General features: G+C 35.8%; 14 protein-coding genes. 6 read left to right on the top strand and 8 right to left on the bottom strand.

Going from position 1 to position 17,588, the window contains the following annotated elements:
• Positions 1–63 precede the first annotated feature (63 nt).
• From rpoZ to CJF42_RS07295, 3 genes are all read left to right on the top strand, one after another.
• Entirely contained in the window at positions 64–339 is a 276-nt protein-coding gene (gene rpoZ / locus CJF42_RS07285) for a DNA-directed RNA polymerase subunit omega (RefSeq protein WP_095366044.1), read from the top strand.
• Between the two features lie 135 nt (positions 340–474).
• A complete protein-coding gene (gene spoT / locus CJF42_RS07290) occupies positions 475–2,589 on the top strand; it encodes a bifunctional GTP diphosphokinase/guanosine-3',5'-bis pyrophosphate 3'-pyrophosphohydrolase (RefSeq protein ID WP_095366045.1) in 2,115 nt (704 codons plus the stop codon).
• 54 nt (positions 2,590–2,643) lie between these two features.
• On the top strand, positions 2,644–3,036 hold the full coding sequence (locus CJF42_RS07295) for a RidA family protein (RefSeq protein WP_095366046.1): 393 nt from the start codon (positions 2,644–2,646) through the stop codon (positions 3,034–3,036).
• 231 nt (positions 3,037–3,267) lie between these two features.
• Here CJF42_RS07295 and asnA read toward each other — a convergent pair whose 3' ends face one another.
• Entirely contained in the window at positions 3,268–4,263 is a 996-nt protein-coding gene (gene asnA, locus CJF42_RS07300) for an aspartate--ammonia ligase (protein WP_095366047.1), read from the bottom strand.
• Positions 4,264–4,418: 155 nt separating this feature from the next.
• Here asnA and asnC point away from each other — a divergent pair, with 155 nt between their 5' ends.
• From asnC to recG, 3 genes are all read left to right on the top strand, one after another.
• Positions 4,419–4,877, top strand: a complete 459-nt coding sequence (asnC, locus tag CJF42_RS07305; RefSeq protein WP_095366048.1) for a transcriptional regulator AsnC — start codon at positions 4,419–4,421, stop codon at positions 4,875–4,877.
• A gap of 69 nt (positions 4,878–4,946) precedes the next feature.
• The gene (trmH, locus tag CJF42_RS07310) at positions 4,947–5,639 is read left to right on the top strand and encodes a tRNA (guanosine(18)-2'-O)-methyltransferase TrmH (RefSeq protein ID WP_095366049.1); all 693 of its coding nucleotides are present in this window, start codon (positions 4,947–4,949) and stop codon (positions 5,637–5,639) included.
• A gap of 186 nt (positions 5,640–5,825) precedes the next feature.
• Positions 5,826–7,937 carry an ATP-dependent DNA helicase RecG gene (gene recG, locus CJF42_RS07315; protein WP_095366050.1) on the top strand — a complete coding sequence of 704 codons (2,112 nt, stop codon included), beginning with the start codon at positions 5,826–5,828 and terminating at the stop codon, positions 7,935–7,937.
• A 35-nt stretch (positions 7,938–7,972) separates the two neighbouring features.
• Here the strand turns inward: recG and thiI are convergent, their stop codons facing one another.
• From thiI to CJF42_RS07350, 7 genes are all read right to left on the bottom strand, one after another.
• Positions 7,973–9,430 carry a tRNA uracil 4-sulfurtransferase ThiI gene (gene thiI / locus CJF42_RS07320; protein WP_095366051.1) on the bottom strand — a complete coding sequence of 486 codons (1,458 nt, stop codon included), beginning with the start codon at positions 9,428–9,430 and terminating at the stop codon, positions 7,973–7,975.
• 417 nt (positions 9,431–9,847) lie between these two features.
• Entirely contained in the window at positions 9,848–11,116 is a 1,269-nt protein-coding gene (locus CJF42_RS07325; protein ID WP_095366052.1) for an inorganic phosphate transporter, read from the bottom strand.
• A gap of 34 nt (positions 11,117–11,150) precedes the next feature.
• Positions 11,151–11,828 (bottom strand): TIGR00153 family protein, encoded by a 678-nt coding sequence (locus tag CJF42_RS07330; RefSeq protein WP_095366053.1) that lies wholly within the window; start codon positions 11,826–11,828, stop codon positions 11,151–11,153.
• Positions 11,829–11,950: 122 nt separating this feature from the next.
• Positions 11,951–12,661 carry a phosphate signaling complex protein PhoU gene (gene phoU, locus CJF42_RS07335; RefSeq protein ID WP_095366054.1) on the bottom strand — a complete coding sequence of 237 codons (711 nt, stop codon included), beginning with the start codon at positions 12,659–12,661 and terminating at the stop codon, positions 11,951–11,953.
• A 75-nt stretch (positions 12,662–12,736) separates the two neighbouring features.
• Entirely contained in the window at positions 12,737–13,564 is an 828-nt protein-coding gene (gene pstB / locus CJF42_RS07340) for a phosphate ABC transporter ATP-binding protein PstB (RefSeq protein ID WP_095366055.1), read from the bottom strand.
• A 75-nt stretch (positions 13,565–13,639) separates the two neighbouring features.
• A complete protein-coding gene (pstA, locus tag CJF42_RS07345) occupies positions 13,640–15,286 on the bottom strand; it encodes a phosphate ABC transporter permease PstA (RefSeq protein WP_095366056.1) in 1,647 nt (548 codons plus the stop codon).
• A gap of 66 nt (positions 15,287–15,352) precedes the next feature.
• The gene (locus CJF42_RS07350; protein WP_095366057.1) at positions 15,353–17,587 is read right to left on the bottom strand and encodes an ABC transporter permease subunit; all 2,235 of its coding nucleotides are present in this window, start codon (positions 17,585–17,587) and stop codon (positions 15,353–15,355) included.
• Position 17,588: the final 1 nt, after the last annotated feature.

Below are 17,588 nucleotides of genomic sequence, written 5' to 3' on the forward strand. Positions count from 1 at the left end.
TCGCTCTTAAAGTAGACTACTCGACTTGCGTAAATTAAATTTTTTGAATTTTGGGAGTATTCGATGGCTCGTGTAACTGTTGAAGATGCGGTAGATAAAATTGGTAATCGTTTTGATTTAATCTTGGTTGCGGCACGTCGTGCTCGCCAAATAGCTACTGGTGGCAAAGATCCGATGGTAGAACCTGAAAACGATAAACCTACTGTTATCGCACTTCGTGAAATCGAAGCTGGTTTAGTAACTAATACAAGTTTAGATAGCATTGATCTTGCTGAAGAACAAAATCAAGAAGCTGTTGAACTAGCTGCTGTCGCAGCTATTGTTGGTGGAAACCAATAAGTAAAGTATACTTTTTAGCAGTCTTTAACTTTTAATACTAAAGGCTGTTAATTCCCCTCTTCACATCTAGCTTATTTCATCGTATATTGTAAGACATACCCCTATTATCTCACCTCATAATGCATTGGAGCGTGAATGTATCTTTTTGAAGGTTTAAAAAAGAAAATCTCAGAGTATTTATCTGAAGATCAAGTTGAATTAGTGCAAAAAGCTTATGTTGTTGCACGAGAAGCTCATGAAGGGCAAACTCGCTCAAGTGGCGAACCTTATATAACTCATCCAGTTGAAGTAACTCAAATACTGGCTGCTATGAATTTAGATCATGAAACATTAATGGCAGCATTAATGCATGATGTAATTGAGGATACAGATTTCAGCCAGCAGGATTTAGCTGAAATATTTGGTGAAACAGTAGCTGAACTTGTTGAGGGAATGAGCAAACTCGATAAGCTAAAATATAAAAACAAAAAAGAATTCCAAGCTGAAAACTATCGGAAAATGATTATGGCTATGACGCAAGATATTCGCGTTATATTAATCAAACTAGCAGATAGAACTCATAATATGCGAACATTAGGTGCATTACGCCCCGATAAACGACGCCGTATCGCTAAAGAAACTCTTGAAATTTTTGCTCCTATAGCCAACCGTTTAGGTATTCATGATATAAAAAATGAACTTGAAGATTTAGGTTTTCAAGCACTCTACCCTATGCGCCACCGCGCTTTAACCTCAGAAGTTGCTAAAGCACGCGGTAATCGCAAAGAGATAATTAATAATATCCAAGATGAAATCATTACGCGATTACAAGAATCAGGCATTGAAGCTGAAGTATCAGGTCGTGAAAAACACAGTTATAGCATTTACCGAAAAATGCTAAATAAAGAACTGATGTTTAATGAAGTGATGGACATCTATGCATTTCGCATAGTTGTTGATTCTTTAGATACATGTTATCGCGTATTAGGTGTTACCCATAATTTATATAAGCCTATTGAAACACGATTTAAAGATTATATTGCTGTGCCAAAAACCAACGGTTACCAGTCACTACACACTTCTTTAGTAGGCCCTCACGGTATTCCTGTTGAAATCCAAATTCGAACTAAAGAGATGGATCAAATGGCTGATATGGGGGTTGCTGCTCATTGGACATATAAAAAGTCAGGCGACAATTCAGGTAATACGGCACAACAACGTGCACGCCAATGGATGCAAAGTTTATTAGAACTACAGCAAAGTGCAGGTTCTTCTTTTGAGTTTATTGAAAATGTCAAAACAGAATTATTCCCGGAAGAAATCTACGTATTTACACCTGATGGCCGTATTGTAGAGCTCCCAATGGGTGCTACTGCAATTGATTTTGCTTATACAGTACATACAGATGTTGGTAATTCTTGTGTTGGTGTTCGAGTTAACCGAAAGCCCTATCCATTAAGCCAGCCTTTAGACACCGGACAAACGATAGAAGTGATAACAAGTTCAGGTGCTCATCCAAATGCGACTTGGCTCAATTTTGTTGTTACGGGTAAAGCCCGTTTAGGTATTAGAAATTACCTTAAAACACAGCAAAATGATGAAGCCATGAATCTAGGTAAGCGTTTATTAGAATCTGCTTTAGGTGAAACTTCTCTTGAAGAGTTATCGCAAGATAAAATTAATCAAGTTCTTGAAGATAATCAAGTTTCAAGCTTATTAGAGTTATTAGTTGAAATTGGACTCGGTAATTTTATGAGTGTTATGATAGCCAGACGGTTATTATCCATCGATTCTGAAGACTCTGATAATGTAAATGAAGTAAAAGATGATTCCAAAGCCGCCTTAATTGGTACTGAAGGCATGTTAGTGAACTATTCTAAATGTTGCCGACCAGTTCCAGGTGATGATATTGTGGCTCATGTAAGTCAAGGAAAAGGACTTACAGTTCATCGACATGAATGTAAAAATATTCGAGGATGGGAAAATGAACCAGCTAAATTCTTTATTGTTAAATGGGAAGATGCACCAGAAAAAGAATATATTGCAGCGTTTAGAGTTGAGTTAATAAACCATCAAGGTTCAATGGCTAAGCTTACAAATTTGATTTCAAGTACTTCGGCAAATATTGTTGAAATAACAACCGAAGAAAAAGAAAGTAATTTATACATAGTAGATATGTCTATTACGGTAAAAGATCGTATTCATGTTGCCAATGTAATGAGAAAAATAAGAGTTGTACCAGAAGTACAAAAAGTGTATCGCAAAAAATAGCGGCTAATTTATTTATAAAAAATAAAGCAGCTAATTATGATTAAAGGAAATAAAATGGCAAAAGTAATTGTAAATACAGATCAAGCGCCTGCGGCAATTGGCACTTATAACCAAGCTGTGAAAGTGGGAACAACAGTATATTTATCAGGTCAAATTCCGTTAGTACCTCAGAACATGGAGATCATTTCACAAGATTTTACAGAGCAAGCACATCAAGTATTTAAAAACCTTGTTGCAGTATGTGAAGCTGCTGGCGGTGAATTACAAGATATGGTTAAAGTAAATATATTTCTAACTGACTTATCTAACTTTGCAATTGTAAATGATGTAATGAGCCAATACTTTAAAACACCCTATCCAGCTCGTGCTGCGGTACAAGTAAGTGCGCTACCAAAAGCTGTACAAATTGAAATTGACGGTATTATGGAGATACCATCAACTAACTAAATAATAATTAGTTAGTTGGTTAGTTTATAAAATGATGTAAAGCACGGCTCACTTTGATTTTTTGCTACCTTAGGTATCGATAGTGAACCTAATTAATCGTGTTTTAAGATCATGAATTAGATTATCTTTGTGATATTTTTGACATGATTATACAATTATGTCAAAAGCCAAATAAACTTTTAAAGAGCTTGACATACGTTACCTCAATAAAGCTGCACTGAAAATTTATTGTTACAGAATTTCAGAAACCTCAGCTTTTAATTGCTCTGACCATACACCCACCTGTACTTGGCCTATATGCTGTTTTTGTAATAACAGCATAGCGAGTCTTGATTGACCTATGCCACCGCCAATTGTTTGCGGCAACTTAGACTGTAATAACATTTTATGCCAATCTAACTCTAACCTCGCACTGTCACCTGTAATTTCAAGTTGTTTCTCTAACGCTTCAGGGCTAACGCGAATACCCATAGATGAAATTTCAAATACATCTTGTAATACAGGGTTCCAAACTAAAATATCACCATTTAATCCTGCATATTTCTCACATGTCGCACTAGACCAGTCATCATAATCTGGAGCACGAACATCATGAATATCACCATCGGATAACTCACCGCCTATACCAATTAAAAATACCGCACCATACTCTTTTACAACGGCTCTTTCACGATCTTTTGCTGATAAATCAGGGTATTGCTCAACTAACTCTTGTGAATGAATAAAAATGATAGATTCAGGTAAAAATGGCTTTAATTGATATAATTTATCCAGCTCAAATTCTGTTGCTTTTATTGCACTATAAAGTGTTGTTACTGTCGCTTTTAAATAATCTAATGAACGCTCACTTGATTCACAAATTACTTTTTCCCAATCCCACTGATCAACATATACAGAATGAATTGGACTAAGCTTTTCTTCATCTGGTCTAAGGGCTTTCATATGCGTATAAATACCCTCTCCAATACTAAAAGCGTGCTCGCCTAATGTTTTTCGCTTCCATTTTGCCAACGAGTGCACAACTTCATACTCTTTTTCTGGTAATGATTTCACTTTAACTTCTACGGCTTTTTCATACCCACTTAAGTTATCCTGAATACCATCACCTACTTGAGCTAAAATTGGTGCTTGCACTTCAATTAGCCCTAGTTGTGATTCTAGTTGTGCTGAAAATAATTGCTTTACTTTGCTGATCTGTACTTGGCTTTTTATGTATTGGCTACTCATGGTAATTCTCATTAAATTTACATTTCTTACCTATTATCCTCACTTAAATCACAATAATATTCAACATACCTCATTAAAAATAGCTTTACATTGAATTTATTAACAATAAAATAGTTCTTAAGCTAAGAGATCAATAATAAGAGCGGTAAAATACAATGCAAAATTATGAGATCGATAATCTAGATAAAAACATTCTTAAGGCTTTAACTGAAAATGCGCGTATCCCTTATGCTGAATTGGCTAAAAAATTAGCAGTCAGTGCGGGGACAATTCATGTCCGAGTAGAAAAAATGAAAATTGCAGGCATAATTAAAGGTACTAAAGTATCAATTAGTGCAAAAAACTTAGGTTATGATGTTTGTTGCTTTATCGGTATCAACTTAAAAAATGCTAAAGATTATCCTACAACAATAAAAAAACTCGAAGAATTTGAAGAGGTCGTTGAGGCTTATTACACAACCGGAAACTACAGTATTTTTATTAAGTTAATGACACGTTCAATTGATCATCTTCAAATGGTGTTGATCAATAAAATACAAACAATTGAAGAGATACAATCAACAGAAACCTTAATATCATTACAAAACCCAATTAATCGAGATGTTTTACCTTAGTAGGCAGAACTCTCATGTTTAGGTATAATCTCAGCCGATTTTCAACTACGAGTATTAATGAGTCGCAGCATGCCAAACAATCGCTATAAAAGAATCAAAAACGTTTTAGATAAAAGACAAACTGATTTAACTGTTTGTTTAGATGAAGTACATAAACATCATAATCTATCTGCGATTGTACGCACGGCAGATGCAGTTGGTATTCATAGAGTTCATGCTGTATGGCCAGAAAATCAAAAACGTGTAACAGGCAATACTTCAGGTGGTAGCAAAAACTGGGTTGAAACCCATATGCATATAACAGTAGAAGATGCCATTAAAGATATTCGTACTCGAACACCTGGTATTCAACTATTAGCCACAAATTTATCTGATACAGCCGTTGATTTTAGAGAAATTGATTATACAAAACCAACAGCTGTGATCGTTGGCCAAGAACAAACGGGGATATCAGATACTGCTTTAGCTTTAGCCGATCAACATATTGTGATCCCAATGGAAGGTATGGTGCAGTCTCTTAACGTATCTGTTGCGACCGCTTTAATCTTATTTGAAGCACAAAGACAAAGAAAAATTGCAAAGATGTATGATGACTCAGATTTATGCAACAGTATTAAACATAAATTATTATTTGAAGGCTGTCATCCTGTCATAGCAAAACAATGTAAATTAAAGGACTTAGATTACCCAGCCATTGACGAGCAAGGCGAAATTATAGCGACTGAAGCTTTTTGGAATATACTAAGATACAAAGCAAGTTAAATTAGAGTTAATAATCTAGTGAACTTTTACCCTTAGGTTGAATTCATAAGCCATATACCTCTCGCAGCTATCTTTGCCTTAACGCGGTTTAATATCTGATAACTATCCCTTAAACCGAGTTGTGGTTAACCTAAAATTCTGGCAACATTTCATATTATCACTTTGATGAATCTAATTGAGCAATAAATGAGTCAACTTCCTAATTTAAGCCAATATCCTATTACAGAGCTTAAAGGCGTTGGCCCAAAAATGGCAGAACGTTTATATAAATTACATATTCATACTGTACAAGATATGTTATTTCATTTACCTATGCGTTATGAAGATAGAACAAAATGCGTGCCTATCTACGAATTGCAAATTCATTCCCATGTCAGTATTCAAGCGACAATAGAAACAAGCCAAGTAACATTTGGCAAAAGGCGCATGTTTATTGTTAATGCTAACGATGGCACCGGTAGCATCACTTTAAGATTCTTCAATTTTACAGCCGCACAAACAAAAAGCTTAATTCAAGGTAAAACGATTCGTTGTTTTGGTGAAGTTCGCCGTGGTCATAGTGGTTTTGAAATGGCGCATCCTGAATATAAACTAGTACGAACTCATGATGGCTATTCACAACAAGAAAATGAAGAAGAAACTCTTACGCCTGTTTATCATACTACAGAAGGGCTAAAACAGCTCAGTATCCGTAACTTAAGCGATCAAGCTGTCGATTTATTACATAAATATAATATTGAAGAATTATTACCCGTTGAGCATCAAACCAATGGTTTAAGTTTAAAACAAGCTTTGCTCTCATTACATCGCCCTTGCGCAGATACCAATCAAACTTTATTAGAGTTTGGTACGCATCCGGCACAGCAACGCTTGGTTATGGAAGAGCTATTAGCCCAAAATATCAGCCTGTTAAAATTAAGACAAAAAGGCCAAGATCATCAAGCGATTAATTTACCACCAACAAATCAATTAGAAGCTCAGTTTTTATCGAGTCTGCCTTTCTCACCCACTCAAGCACAACAAAGAGTTGTATCTGAAATTAAAAATGATTTAGCACAAAACTATCCTATGATGCGTTTGGTTCAAGGGGATGTTGGCTCAGGAAAAACTCTAGTGGCAGCACTCAGTGCGCTTTGTGCTATTTCTCAAGGATATCAAGTGGCATTAATGGCACCAACTGAGATATTAGCTGAACAACATGCCACTAACTTTAGAGATTGGTTTGAACAACTTGATATAAAAATTGCTTGGCTGGCAGGTAAAACTAAAGGAAAACTGAGAGAAACAACTTTAGAGTCAATTGCTTCAGGTTCAGCTCAAATGATCGTAGGTACACATGCTTTATTTCAAAATCAGGTTGTTTTTAATAATTTAGCATTAGTCATTATTGATGAACAACATCGATTTGGTGTACATCAAAGGTTAGAGTTAAGAGAAAAAGGGAAATTTGAAATTGATGAAAATACTGTTTGCTATCCACATCAATTAGTTATGACTGCAACGCCTATTCCCAGAACATTAGCTATGACAGCTTATGCAGATTTAGAAACATCTATTATAGACGAACTACCACCAGGAAGAACGCCAATTACCACAGTTGCCTTACCTGACACTAGGCGAGATGAAATCATAGGTCGAGTAGAAAAGGCCTGTAAAGATCAAAATAGACAGGTTTACTGGGTTTGTACATTAATTGAAGAATCTGAAGTACTGCAATGCCAAGCAGCAGAAGATGCCGCCGTTTATTTACAAACTTGCTTGCCAGATCTTAAAATCGCTTTGGTACATGGCAGAATGAAACCAGCTGAAAAGCAAGCTGTGATGGCACAATTTAAAAATGGCGAATTTCAGGTTTTAGTCGCTACAACAGTAATTGAAGTCGGTGTTGATGTACCTAATGCTAGCCTTATTATTATTGAAAACCCTGAACGTCTGGGTTTAGCACAATTACACCAGTTGCGTGGGCGTGTAGGTCGAGGCCATATTGCTTCGCACTGTGTATTGCTTTATCACAGCCCATTGTCTAAAACCGCACAAAAGCGATTAGGTGTATTAAGAGACAGCTCTGACGGTTTTGTTATCGCACAAAAAGATTTAGAAATTAGAGGGCCAGGTGAAGTACTTGGCACAAAACAAACTGGATTAGCTGAATTTAAAATTGCAGATTTAGTACGAGATGCTTATTTAGTAAAACAAGTTCGCCCCATCGCACTCAATATGTTGCATCAGTATCCAGAGCCTAGTAATAAATTAATTAAGCGCTGGTTACCTGAAAGAGAACGATACGCACAAGCATAATATACCCAAACTAGTAATTCAGGCCCTAAAAACAGTTAAGGTCTATAAACCTTAACTGTTTTATAACCTTGCTCATGTAATATTAAAGCTTGTAACTGACTCATTACGCCTTTATCACAGTATAAGTAATATTCTATATCTTTTGGCAAGTCACTAAACTTAGTTGCTAAACGGAAGAAAGGTAAATGCACAACATCATGGCCTGCTACATCTAAAGGATTGTTGTCTTCTTCTTCAGAAGAGCGGATGTCAATAATGACTGCATCTTGAGGTAAATCTGATACAGACTCTGCATCAGCCACTTCTTCTTGGGCTTCTTTAGCTATGTCACGTATATCCATCACACGTGCGTTTTCGATGACCGTATCTAAGATGTCAAAATCAAACTTTTCTTCTTCCGCTAAGATTTTGCCAATTTTAGCTTTAACTGTCGGTTTTTTAGAGATCACACCACAATATTCAGGCATTACTTCAGCCATATCAGCAGTACCAATAGCACGGGCAATATCGATAATTTCTTGTTTATCATGCTGAATTAATGGGCGTAAAATTAAGGTATCAGTAACACGGTCAATTATGCTTAAATTTGTTAACGTTTGGCTTGAAACTTGCCCTAAACTTTCACCTGTTACAATAGCATCTATGCCCATTTTTTCTGCAACAACAGAGCCGGCACGCATCATCATACGTTTTAAAATAACACCCATCTGGCTGTTTTCAACATTTTCTAAAATCTCAGCAACTACCGGATCAAAATCAATTGCAACAAATTTAACTTTATGTGTAGAGCTGAATTTATTCCATAGATAATAACTGGCTTGCTTAACACCAATCTCGTGCGCAGTGCCACCTAAATTAAAAAATAAATAGTGTGTACGCGCGCCCTTACGTATCATTTGATAAGTCGCGACACCTGAATCAAAGCCACCAGAGACAAGTGATAACACACTTTCCTGACTCGGAAGCGGGAAGCCTGCAACACCAAAGTGCGTTTCTTTTACGATGTAAGCTAAATCTTGTTTAATTTCTATTTTTACTGTTACTTCAGGTTTAGATAATTTAACACTTGCACCTTCAACGTTTTGATTTAAACCACCACCAACATAACGTTCTACTTCCCCGGAGCTAAAATCATGTTTGCCAACACGCTTACAACGAACGCAAAAAGTCTTACCAGCAATAACATCTCTATTTAATTCTAAGGCAGCCTGGTATATGTCATCTACCGTTTCAAAAGGCGTTTCAGCAACTTCTATAAATTGCATTATGCCTGGTATATTTTTTAAGATATCAATTAAAGCTAAACGTGATTCATCATCGCTACTATCTGATACTAAAACTAAATTATCCCAATTGTTGTGTACCTTTATTTTTTCATCGAAACGCTGACCAAGGATTCGGATATTATTTTCCAAAAGCTTTGTAAAACGCTTACGAACAGAACGACTTTTAATCGCTATTTCAGGGTGTAATTTGATGATAAATTTAATCATTAGGATCTCAAAACATAACGAAAGTAACAGGCGCGGCATTATATCAAATAAACCTTCCCTTATAACAATTTTTTATGAAAGTTAACGTATACCTGTGCTACTTGGAAATGCAGGCTTCAGAGTTTCGGTAAGATACGAGTACAAAGCATGATTTGTAATTCTTGGTTATTCCCTGATTATGAATCATATCGCCTTTTTCTAAAGCGGTAACAACTTGTAATTTAAAGCCTAGTGAATAATCACGTTAGGTACGTTTAGTATGCATAGTGTTTGAGTTGTTCATAATAAGTCCTAAATATGTAAACACATTTCAGGACAAGGCATATATAACAATTAAAAAAGGCTTCTGTTCAGAAGCCTTTTTAATATTTTTAAAATACCATGAAGTGGTCTTAATAAAGCTGCGCAGCAGGTTTATTATATGCCAAATGCAGTTCTTAAAATAAAAAATATACCGATAGCTAAGAATGCACCGATTGGTAAAGTAATAACCCAAGAAATTACGATATTACGAATAACACCTAAGTTTAATGCACCAATACCACGGGCCATACCTACACCTAAAACAGCACCAACAAGCGTTTGTGTTGTAGAAATTGGCATACCAGTACCTGAAGCAATAACGACGGTAGATGCCGCAGCCAATTCCGCAGCAAAGCCACGACTAGGTGTTAAATGCGTAATACCTTCACCTATGGTTTTCATTACATTTTTACCAAGTGTTGCTAAGCCAATCACAATACCAATACCACCTAAAGGTAATATCCACCATACAAGCGCTGTTTTCTTAACAATTTCACCATTGTTTTCAACAATACCAACAACAGCAGCTAATGGACCGATTGCATTAGCAACATCATTTGAACCATGAGCAAATGCCATACATGCCGCAGTCAGTATCATTAATACACCAAATACTTTTTCAACATTGTTAAATTGCATTTCTTTATCAGCTTTAGGATCATATTTTAAACGCTGAATCACTACCTTACCTATAATTGCAACAAGCACTGCAATCGCAATAGATAATAAGTAACCTTCAGTTGCCCCCATATTAATACCAATATGTTTTAAACCTTTTTTGATTGTCACTAAAGACATAACAAAACCAGCTAACCCCATGTATATAGGCACATAACGCTTTGCATTCTTTAATGGCTCAGCTGTATCAAAGATTAATCTTTGCGAACTCATAAATATGAAATAAGCAATAATACCTGATAATACTGGTGTAACAATCCAACTTCCAACAATACCGCCTACCTTGCTCCAAGTAACCGCATCAGTACCTACTGCAACTAAGGCAAAACCAATAATGGCACCAATAATTGAGTGAGTTGTTGATACAGGCCAACCTAAAGCTGAAGCAATTAATAACCAAGCTCCCGCAGCAAATAACGCAGATATCATACCTAATACAAAAATATCAGGCGTTGCTGTGAAATATGAAGCATCAATAATACCTTTTCGTATCGTTGATGTAACTTCACCACCCGCTAAATATGCACCTGCAAATTCAAAGATCATAGCAATGATAATTGCTTGTTTAATTGTCAGTGCTTTAGAACCGACAGATGTACCCATCGCATTGGCAACATCATTTGCACCAATACCATAAGCCATAAAAAAACCAACTGCCGCAGCAATCAGCACCAACATAGTGCCGTAGGATGCAATAAAATCCATAGGAATACCTTTCGCTTTTAATTTTTATTAATAACTAACGAGCTAACATTAACTCAAGACGAGCACCAACTCGCTCAGCAATATCGGCTAAATCACCAACCCACTCAATGATCTTATATAAGAACATTGCATCAATCGGACTCATCTGGCCTTCAATTTCACGTAGTTGTCTGCGTAGCTTGATCTGCATCTCATCAGTATCTTGCTCAATGGCATCCAATTCCACTAACATCTTTTCCACTAAAACAACTTCACGACCTCTGAAGCCTGTTTCTAATAGTTCATCTAATTCATTGATTGCATTAGATGCTTGTTTAGTTGCATCTATACAACGAGATAAATAAATAAGGAAATCATCTTGGATCTCTCTTGGTATATCCATCTCACGGCCAATAATACGACCTGCAATATCTTTTGCTTTATTCGCTATTTTATCTTGCTGAGTGATCAATTCTAATAAATCGGTACGCTCAACAGGTAAAAATAACCCTCTTGGTAACTGAATTCTGATATCTCGTTTCATCACATCAGCTTGACGCTCTAGCGTTCTGATCTGTAAACGAACTTGCTCAGCTTGTTGCCATTCTTTTTTAAACACATGTTGAAAAAAATCCATTAATGTAGCACTTGCTTCGTGAACTTTTGTTATGTGTTCTTCTATTGGTTTGATCGGAGACTTTGCAAAGACTCCAAAAAACGCATTTCCAGACATCACTTACCCTTCATTTCTTATTTGCAGCGCGGATTTTACAGTATAAATGTCGATTGTGAATCGATTTTTATCATCTTAAATCCATTAAATTTCAATTTGATCAATATTGTAATTAAAGTCGATTACATTTTTAAAATATCTTTTGCTATATCTTCTTGAGAAATATGACGAATGTCTTTTCCTTTTACAAAATAAATTACATATTCCGCTATATTTTGACACCTGTCTCCAATACGTTCAAGTGAACGAACAGACCAAACTAATGCCATTATTTTTGGTATTGAACGAGGATCTTCCATCATATAGGTCATGATTTGTCTAATTAATGCTTCATATTCGCGATTAACCTTAGCATCTTCTTTATGTACTTTAAATGCAGCATCAACATCCATACGTGCAAAAGCATCTAAAACATCATGTAACATTCTAGATACTAAACGACCCATATTATCAATCATAACTAACAAGCCTTGTTGCTCTTTAGAGAACGAATCAAGGGCAACTTGTGCAATTCTACGTACTTCATCACCAATACGTTCTAAATCTGCAATCGTTTTCGCAATGGCAACAACTAAACGTAAATCACTCGCTGCGGGTTGGCGTTTTGCAATAATACGAGTACATTCTTCATCTATACTCACTTCCATTGCATTTACCTTGTAGTCATCTTTTTTTACTTTTTTTGCTAGTTCTGAATCACCAGAAGAGACGGCATCTAATGCTGAATTTAATTGCTGTTCAACTAGTCCACCCATAGCTAATACATGATTTCGTACATTTTCTAAATCTTGATTAAATTTACCAGAAATATGTTTGCTTAAATTATGTTCCATTTTCTTTCCACTTAAATTTTTTATTAACCTAGGTCATAAAACCCAGCACGCTAGTTTTTAGCTTTAAATTAAAACCTAACCGTAACGACCTGTAATATAATCTTCTGTTTTCTTTTTAGCTGGAGTCGTAAATAAGGTATTGGTATCTGAATATTCAATTAACTCTCCCATATACATAAATGCCGTTTGATCTGATACACGTGCAGCTTGTTGCATATTATGTGTCACAATAACAACGGTAAATTTATCTTTTAAGTCGCCAATTAATTCTTCAATAACTAAAGTTGAAATAGGATCGAGCGCCGATGTAGGTTCATCGAGTAATAATACTTCAGGTTCAATTGCAATCGAACGTGCGATTACCAATCTTTGTTGCTGACCACCTGATAAACCAAATGCACTATCATGTAATCTATCTTTTACTTCGTCCCAGATTGCTGCTGAACGTAATGATTTCTCAACAACTTCATCTAAACGGCGCTTATCTTTAATACCTTGTAATCTTAAGCCATAAACAATATTTTCATAAATAGATTTTGGAAATGGGTTTGGGCGTTGGAATACCATGCCGACATTTCGGCGTAATGAGGCAACATCAACTTTTTTATCATAGATATTTTCACCATGAAGCTGAATTTCGCCTTCAATACGACAAATATCAACTAAGTCATTCATACGATTAATGCAACGTAATAAAGTTGATTTACCACAACCTGAAGGCCCGATAAACGCAGTTACTTGACCTTTTGGGATTTTCATATTGATATTGCTTAACGCTTGTTTTTCACCATAAAACAAATCAAGATTTTTAATTTCCAATGCTGTTTGTTCTGGCATTAAGTTTTCAAGATCTAATTTTAAACCACTTGTTGAATTTGAAACTTTTGGTGCAACTGTAATCATTTTCTTTACCTAAATATTGGATTCTAATTAGCGAGCTTAAAAGCTCACTACTTATCACATTAACTTGTTGAGCTATTAATGCTCTAATACTTTAAATTTTTCACGTAAATGGTTACGCACACCAATCGCTGTAATATTTAATGCAATAATAACAGAGACTAATAAAAATGCAGTGGCGTAAACCAATGGTCTTGCAGCTTCAACATTAGGGCTTTGGAAGCCAACATCATAAATATGGAAACCTAAATGCATAAACTTACGGTCTAAATGCATAAATGGGAAGTTGCCATCTAATGGTAGTGTAGGTGCCATTTTTACAACACCCACTAACATTAATGGTGCAACTTCACCTGCAGCTCGGGCAACAGCTAATATCAAACCAGTCATAATAGCAGGGCTCGCCATAGGTACTATAATACGCCATAACGTTTCGAATTTAGTCGCACCTAAAGCCAACGAACCTTGACGAATTGAGCTTGGTATACGAGATAGTCCTTCTTCTGTTGATACAATCACAACTGGTAGAGTTAATATCGCTAAAGTTAGTGCAGACCACATTACACCTGGCGTACCAAAAGTTGGACCTGGTAATGCTTCAGGGTAAAATAATTGATCTAAACTCCCCCCTAGCATATACACAAAAAAACCTAAGCCAAAAACACCATAAACAATAGAAGGTACACCTGCTAAGTTGATCACCGCAATACGTATCATTTTTGTTGCTGCATTTTTTGCTGCATATTCATGTAAATATATAGCAGCTACCACCCCAAATGGCGTAACAATCACAGCCATCAACATCACCATGAAAACTGTACCAAATATTGCTGGGAATACACCACCTTCTGTATTTGCTTCTCTTGGATCGTCAGATACAAACTTACCAAGCTGAACAAAATATTGACCTAATTTAGCAAAGAAACTCATATTATTTGGAAACGTAAAATCAAGTACTTGGTATAAAGGTATTGTCACCATTTCACCACGCATATCTTTTACTATTACTTGGTCACGTTTAGCTTCATCACGTAATTTAAATAGCTCAGCCTCTAATACATCATACTTGTCTTTTTGCTCTGCTTTAAATTGCTCATATTCTTGGATACGTTCTTGCGTTAATTCTCCATCTAATTCATAGGCACGTTGCTTTAAGCGAGCACGTTCTAATTCATAATTAATGTGTCCAATAGCACCATTTTGTAAATCAAGCGCTTCATCATTAAGAGATACCGCTCGATCTACCAATACTTCAAGTTTCTCAATTTTACCTGATGTATGAGCTTGGCCATTTTCAATAACTTTTTCCACATAACCATAAAAGTTACCGTTTTTACTTCGTTCAAAAACGGCCATATCTTGTGGTATAGATTGAGACTTAATATCTGTTGTTAATATCCAACGAAAATCTAACTCAACAAACTCACGATTACCTGTTTTGACAAGTAAACGATCAATAAATTCTTCTTTATAGTCACCTAAATCCACTCCTGTTGCTAATATACGAGATGTAGGTACTTGCTCTCTATCATAAATTTCACCGATAACAGTACTTTTAATACCTGCTTTTTCAATTTCTAATTGCACCACTTCTGATGGCCAAAAGAAGCTTAATCCACGCCAAGCGATAAGCGCGAGCAAACCTATTACTGAAATCAAGCTGATACTAACTGCGCCACCCGTTAACCATATCCAAGGTGATCCTGATTTAAACCAGTTATTCATACTTATAACCTTTAATAATTCTATATTTAAACATATTAAATTTTTGTAATATCATCTTAAAACACCTTACATTGAACTATATTTATCACGTAAACGTTGGCGAACAAATTCAGCTATTGTGTTGAAAATAAAGGTAAAAATAAATAAAACAAATGCAGCTAAGAATAAAATACGATAATGAGAGCTTCCAACCTCAGATTCTGGCATTTCTACTGCGATATTTGCAGCTAAAGTACGCATACCTTGGAAGATGCTCCAATCCATAATGGGTGTATTACCCGTAGCCATAAGTACTATCATCGTTTCACCTACAGCACGTCCTAACCCCATCATAATTGCTGAGAAGATGCCTGGACTCGCCGTTAACAATACAACTTTCACTAAGGTTTGCCATTGAGTTGCACCTAAAGCTAAAGAACCGTTAGTAAGGTGCTTTGGTACACTAAACACGGCATCTTCAGCAATTGTAAATATGGTAGGAATAACCGCAAAGCCCATTGCAATACCTACAACTAATGAATTTCTTTGGTCAAAGTCAAGCCCTAAATCATTTGTCAAGTATTGACGAACATCACCGCCAAATAATAACTCTTCAATAAAAGGGCTCACGCTGAAAGCAAATACACTAACCAATAAAACAACGGGTATTAATACTATTGAGTGTGAGCCTTCAGGTACTGAGTTACGAATTTTTTGTGGTAATTGACTCCAACCAAATGCTGTAGCTAACATAGCGAGTGGTAAACCAAATAATAAAATAAGAATTGCAGGCAAGTGCTCCTCAAATATAGGCGCTAACCACAGCCCAGCTAAGAAACCCAAAATAACAGTTGGCAATGCTTCCATAATTTCGATAGTCGGTTTTACAACTTTACGTAACTGAGGAGACATAAAGTAAGCAGTGTAAACCGCTGCAGATAATGCAATGGGTACTGCAAATAACATGGCATAAAATGCAGCTTTAATGGTACCAAACGAAATTGGTATTAATGAGAACTTAGATTCAAAATCATCGCTTGCTGATGTTGATTGCCACGTATAACCAGGTTCAGTATAACCTTCATACCATACTTCATTCCATAAACCTGACCAGCTTACCTCAGGATGCTCATTAACAATGTTCAGCATAGAGACTGTATCACCAGCAATAATTAAGACTGCATTTGAACGTGGTGAAATCGCAAAGTTAGTTATCGCAGAATTAGTAACATTACCTAACCAAAGTGTACTTTCACTTGTTGTATAATAAAGACCTAGATCACCTTGCTCATTAACCGTATAAAATGTACGACGATAGAATTCAGGATACATAGCTGTAATTGAATGATCTTGTGTATTAAAAGTACGTACTTTAGTAAACCCTCTGCCTTGATCAGTATTAATTTCAAACCATTGTGAAATTTCACCATTATCATTATTAAATAATAGAGAATTGGCCCCAGCTAATAAAACACTCGACACTAAATTCGCATTTTCTTCATTTGCCGCTAACACTTGAATTTGAGAAATTTCATCAATATTACGTGTATTGTAGATATAAACTTTATTTGCACTTCTTACAAATGAACGTGTGCCATCTGGAGAAATCAGTAACTCATCAATACGACCTTGAATATCAAATTGAGCATATTGTGCCACCCATTCAATTTCATCAGTCATAAAGTTTTCTTCGGCAGTAAAAACGGTAAAGACGATTTTATTTGTTTGCGTTAAGGCTAAAACAGAAATTTTTCCTTCATCAACACTAAATGCAAAGTCTTTAATTGCTTGTTCATTTTCATCAACTAATAAAGCACTTTCACCAGTCGGGTAAGAAATCCCAGGAGTAATAACACGCTTATCATTAGGGAAAGTCACAGCAAATTTAGGGTGCACTATGGTTATACCACCATTTGATAAGCCATAGGCATATAAACCTAAATGCGGTGCACTTTGCGCGAAACTTGTCATTCGACTATCTAAATTTACTTTATTACTACTTAATTTTTTACCAAAGTCGGGACCTTTAACATTATAAAAATCGATACTCCCTGATTTATTTAATAAGTAAGCAATTTCAGTTTGTTCTTCCATGCCAACGGCTAAAACTTCTTGTCCAGCAGGTAATTTAAATTCATTTCTAGGTGTTACCGACGCAGATTCAAAAATTGGTGCGACAACGTAAAGTAAATAAAAGAAAATCATAAGTAGTGCAGCCAATACCATGACTCCACCTGAAAAAATACTAAACTGTGCAATTTTATCTTTGATCAAACGGCCTTTATCCGTATGAAAGTTAGATTTTTGCGAATGTGAAGCCATC

This window comes from Pseudoalteromonas sp. NBT06-2 (assembly GCF_002276045.1).
GTDB lineage: Bacteria > Pseudomonadota > Gammaproteobacteria > Enterobacterales > Alteromonadaceae > Pseudoalteromonas.